The following is a 4,453-nucleotide window of genomic DNA, read 5'->3' as shown; positions in this document are numbered from 1 at the left end:
TACACCTCAGACGCCGAGCGCCAGGCAGCGTTCACCGACTGGCTGGACTGGTACAACTACCACCGACCCCACACCGGAATCAGCGGCCACACCCCAGCCAGCCGCGTCACCAACCTCTCCGGACAACACACCTAGAGCGCCACCGTCACGGCCAGCCCGACCGCACCCACCAAGGCCGGCGCGATGATCGCGTACGCCCAGCGCACCACCGGCTCGCCCTGGGCGCTCTCGCGGCCCGCGGCGCGCTCCTTGAGCTCGCGGAGTTCTTCGAGGGTCTGGTCGGCCACGGCGCGCGGCACCGGGCCGGCGTCCGCGTGCGGTCCGAAACGGGCCGCGGACGTGGCGCCGCGCCCCGCCTGCCTGCTGGCCTTCTTGCGCTGCCGCAGCGAGACCGGGATGGCCCACAGCTGGTACGTGCCGGCGCTGGTGACCACCTCGGTGGAGAACGCCGCCCGCAGCGTCTCCACCGCGCCCCACGGCAGCGTGACCGTACGGAACGGATTGCGCACCGTCAGCCGGTCCTCGCCCGCGCTGACCAGCGGCCGCAGGGTGTAGGCGACCACCAGCGGCACACCGAGGAGCAGCGCGAAGACGGCCATGAGCTTGGTGTGCGAGGTGCCCCGCAGCAGCGCGTCGCCGCCGAGCCAGCCTCCGAGCAGGAGAAGGAGTACGCCGCCCGCGAGGGCCGCGGGCGAGCGGTAGCTGCGCTCCGCGTACTGCTGCTGGGGCGGGGTGGACCGGTCCTGGCTCGTCATGCCGCCGATTCTGCCTGACCGTCCGGATGCCGGACATTGCGTTACGGCATCATTCGGGTGCGGGAAGCGGAGCGCCTCCGGACCCGGGTACGGTCGCGTCCGGCGCCTGATACTGGCCGTGTTGGCCCGTCGGCCCCCTCTCACCCGGCCCCGCCCGGCCGGATTCGGACCGCCGGAGGGGATGACATGGCGCTACGCGCGTAGATATGCTCCCCTCGTGACCATGCCCATCACTGTTCCCGCATACGGCAAGGAAGCCGCGGGGCGTCTGGCGTCAATGGCGGACGTGACCGCCGACGACGGTGCGCTGCGCCGCTTCCTCCACGGCCTCCCCGGCGTCGACGCGGTCGGCCTCGAGGCCCGCGCCGCCACCCTCGGCACCCGCTCGATCAAGACGACGGCGAAGGCTTATGCCATCGATCTCGCCATCTCGATGATCGACCTGACGACCCTCGAAGGCGCGGACACCCCGGGCAAGGTCCGGGCGCTGTGCGCCAAGGGCGTCCACCCGGATCCCACGGACCGCACCGCGCCCAAGGTCGCGGCGATCTGCGTCTACCCGGACATGGTCGCCACGGCCAAGGCAGCGCTCGGCGACTCCGGTATTCATGTCGCGTCCGTCGCCACCGCGTTCCCCGCGGGCCGGGTCGCGCTGCCGGTCAAGCTCGCCGACACCCGTGACGCGGTCGCGGCCGGTGCCGACGAGATCGACATGGTGATCGACCGGGGCGCCTTCCTCTCCGGCCGCTACCTGGACGTCTTCGAGGAGATCAAGGCGGTCAAGGAGGCGTGCGCCCGCCCCGACGGAACGGCCGCCCACCTCAAGGTCATCTTCGAGACCGGTGAGCTCCAGACGTACGACAACGTCCGCCGGGTCTCCTGGCTCGCGATGCTCGCGGGCGCCGACTTCATCAAGACCTCGACCGGCAAGGTCGCCGTCAACGCCACCCCGCCGGTCACCCTCCTCATGCTGGAGGCGGTCCGTGACTTCCACGCCACGACCGGCGTCCAGGTCGGGGTGAAGCCGGCCGGCGGGATCCGTACGACCAAGGACGCGGTCAAGTACCTGGTCATGGTCAACGAGACGCTCGGCGAGCCCTGGCTGACCGCCGACTGGTTCCGCTTCGGCGCCTCCAGCCTCCTGAACGACCTGCTGATGCAGCGCCAGAAGCTCAGCACCGGCCGCTACTCCGGCCCCGACTACGTCACGGTGGACTGAGGCTCCCATGACCTTCGATTACGCACCCGCACCCGAGTCCCGCGCGGTCGTCGACATCGCGCCGTCCTACGGCCTGTTCATCGACGGCGAGTTCGCCCCGGCCTCCGACGGCAAGGTCTTCAAGACCGTCTCCCCGTCGACCGAGGAGGTCCTCTCCGAGGTCGCCCAGGCGAGCGCCGAGGACGTCGACCGCGCCGTGAAGGCCGCCCGTAAGGCCTTCGAGAAGTGGTCCGCGCTGCCCGGCGCCGAGCGCGCCAAGTACCTCTTCCGGATCGCCCGGATCATCCAGGAGCGCTCGCGCGAACTGGCCGTGCTGGAGTCGCTCGACAACGGCAAGCCGATCCGTGAGTCCCGGGACGCCGACCTGCCGCTGGTCGCCGCGCACTTCTTCTACTACGCGGGCTGGGCCGACAAGCTCGACCACGCGGGGTACGGCGCCGACCCCCGCCCGCTGGGCGTCGCCGGCCAGATCATCCCCTGGAACTTCCCGCTGCTGATGCTCGCGTGGAAGATCGCCCCGGCGCTGGCGACCGGCAACACGGTGGTCCTCAAGCCCGCCGAGACGACCCCGCTGTCCGCCCTGTTCTTCGCGGACATCTGCCGTCAGGCGGGGCTGCCGAAGGGCGTCGTCAACATCCTCACCGGCGACGGCTCCCCGGGGTCCGCGCTGGTCGCGCACCCCGACATCAACAAGGTGGCCTTCACCGGCTCCACCGAGGTCGGCAAGGCCATCGCCCGTACGGTCGCCGGCACGGACAAGAAGGTCACCCTCGAACTGGGCGGCAAGGCGGCGAACATCGTCTTCGACGACGCGCCGCTCGACCAGGCCGTCGAGGGCATCGTCAACGGGATCTTCTTCAACCAGGGGCACGTCTGCTGCGCGGGCTCGCGCCTCCTGGTCCAGGAGTCGGTCCAGGACGAGCTGCTGGACGCGCTCAAGCGCCGGATGCAGACCCTGCGCGTGGGCGACCCGCTCGACAAGAACACCGACATCGGCGCCATCAACTCCGCCGAACAGCTGGCCCGGATCACCGCGCTGGCCGACGCGGGCGAGGCCGAGGGCGCCGAGCGCTGGTCGCCGTCCTGCGAACTGCCCGCCTCCGGCTACTGGTTCGCCCCGACGCTGTTCACCGGCGTCACCCAGGCGCACCGCATCGCCCGCGAGGAGATCTTCGGCCCGGTGCTGTCCGTGCTGACCTTCCGCACCCCCGCGGAGGCCGTGGAGAAGGCCAACAACACCCCGTACGGGCTCTCCGCCGGCATCTGGACGGAGAAGGGCTCGCGGATGCTGTGGATGGCGAACAAGCTGCGCGCGGGCGTGATCTGGTCCAACACGTTCAACAAGTTCGACCCGGCGTCGCCCTTCGGCGGCTACAAGGAGTCGGGCTACGGCCGCGAGGGCGGCCGGCACGGTCTGGAGGCGTACCTCGCCCCGTCGAGCCCGAAGGGCGAGCGCTGATGAACACTGTTGACCGCTTGAGTGTGCTCAAGACCTACAAGCTGTACGTCGGGGGAAAGTTCCCCCGGTCCGAAAGCGGGCGGGTGTACGAGGTGACCGACTCCAAGGGCACATGGCTCGCCAACGCGCCGCTGGCCTCCCGTAAGGACGCCCGGGACGCGGTGGTCGCCGCCCGCAAGGCGTTCGGCGGCTGGTCGGGCGCCACGGCCTACAACCGCGGGCAGATCCTCTACCGCATCGCCGAGATGCTGGAGGGCCGCCGGGACCAGTTCACCGCCGAGGTCGCCACCGCCGAGGGCCTGTCGAAGGCGAAGGCCGCGGCCCAGGTGGACGCGGCGATCGACCGCTGGGTCTGGTACGCGGGCTGGTCCGACAAGGTCGCCCAGATCGCCGGCGGCGCCAACCCGGTGTCCGGGCCGTACTTCAACCTCTCCTCCCCCGAGCCGACCGGTGTGGCCGCGGTGCTGGCCCCGCAGGAGTCGTCGTTCCTCGGTCTGGTCTCGGTGATCGCCCCCGCGATCGTCACCGGCAACACGGTGGTCGTGGTGGCCGCCGAGGGGGCCCCGCTGCCCGCCCTGTCCCTTGCCGAGGTGCTCGCCACGTCCGACCTGCCGGGCGGTGTGGTCAACATCCTCTCGGGCCGTACCGCGGAGCTGGGCGCTCCGCTCGCCGCCCACCAGGACGTCAACGCCCTCGATCTCGCGGGCGCCGACGAGGGGTTGGCGAAGGAGCTGGAGACGGCCGCGGCCGACAACCTCAAGCGGGTGCTCCGCCCGGCGGCGGCGAACTGGACCGCCGACCCCGGCACCGGCCGTCTGCTGAGCTTCCTGGAGACGAAGACGGTGTGGCATCCGATGGGCGTTTAGGCCTGCTCTGGCGGCCTGATGATGCGCCGTCACCCATACCCGTGTGGGGGGCCGCCCCGCCAAGGCGGGGGCCCCCCCCCGGTTGGGGAACAGTAAAAAAAAATAATAATAAAAAAAAAAAAAAAAAAACAAAGAGGGGTTATATTTGCGGGGC

Annotated in this window: 5 protein-coding genes; 4 read left to right on the top strand and 1 reads right to left on the bottom strand. The window is 70.5% G+C overall.

The genetic code is table 11. The features are described 5' to 3' along the window. On the top strand, window positions 1–135 hold a 135-nt coding region (locus ACWGI6_RS35690; RefSeq protein WP_453271342.1), incomplete at its 5' end, for an integrase core domain-containing protein. Here ACWGI6_RS35690 and ACWGI6_RS35685 read toward each other — a convergent pair. Continuing rightward, the gene (locus ACWGI6_RS35685; protein WP_453271339.1) at window positions 132–755 is read right to left on the bottom strand and encodes a PH domain-containing protein; all 624 of its coding nucleotides are present in this window, start codon (window positions 753–755) and stop codon (window positions 132–134) included. The two genes, ACWGI6_RS35690 and ACWGI6_RS35685, sit on opposite strands and share 4 nt — an antisense overlap. Before the next feature lie 223 nt (window positions 756–978). Here ACWGI6_RS35685 and deoC point away from each other — a divergent pair, with 223 nt between their 5' ends. Genes deoC through ACWGI6_RS35670 form a run of 3 tightly spaced genes read left to right on the top strand, consistent with a single transcriptional unit; the run spans window position 979 to window position 4,299 of the window. Next, window positions 979–1,974, top strand: coding sequence for a deoxyribose-phosphate aldolase (gene deoC, locus ACWGI6_RS35680; RefSeq protein ID WP_453271341.1), 996 nt, complete (start codon window positions 979–981; stop codon window positions 1,972–1,974). Window positions 1,975–1,981: 7 nt separating this feature from the next. Further along, window positions 1,982–3,433, top strand: coding sequence for an aldehyde dehydrogenase family protein (locus ACWGI6_RS35675; RefSeq protein WP_393906697.1), 1,452 nt, complete (start codon window positions 1,982–1,984; stop codon window positions 3,431–3,433). After that, complete coding sequence (locus tag ACWGI6_RS35670) at window positions 3,433–4,299, top strand: aldehyde dehydrogenase family protein (protein WP_453271338.1); 867 nt, start codon at window positions 3,433–3,435, stop codon at window positions 4,297–4,299. The genes ACWGI6_RS35675 and ACWGI6_RS35670 overlap by 1 nt, the downstream gene beginning before the upstream one ends. Window positions 4,300–4,453 lie beyond the last annotated feature (154 nt).

This window comes from Streptomyces sp. NPDC054786, assembly GCF_053611685.1.
This window is presented reverse-complemented; position numbering and strand designations above follow the sequence as displayed.

Coding starts and splice junctions, on each gene's coding strand:
- ACWGI6_RS35685 (WP_453271339.1), bottom strand. CDS start 755: ATGACGAGCCAGGACCGGTCCACCCCGCCCCAGCAGCAGTACGCGGAG.
- deoC (WP_453271341.1), top strand. CDS start 979: ATGCCCATCACTGTTCCCGCATACGGCAAGGAAGCCGCGGGGCGTCTG.
- ACWGI6_RS35675 (WP_393906697.1), top strand. CDS start 1,982: ATGACCTTCGATTACGCACCCGCACCCGAGTCCCGCGCGGTCGTCGAC.
- ACWGI6_RS35670 (WP_453271338.1), top strand. CDS start 3,433: ATGAACACTGTTGACCGCTTGAGTGTGCTCAAGACCTACAAGCTGTAC.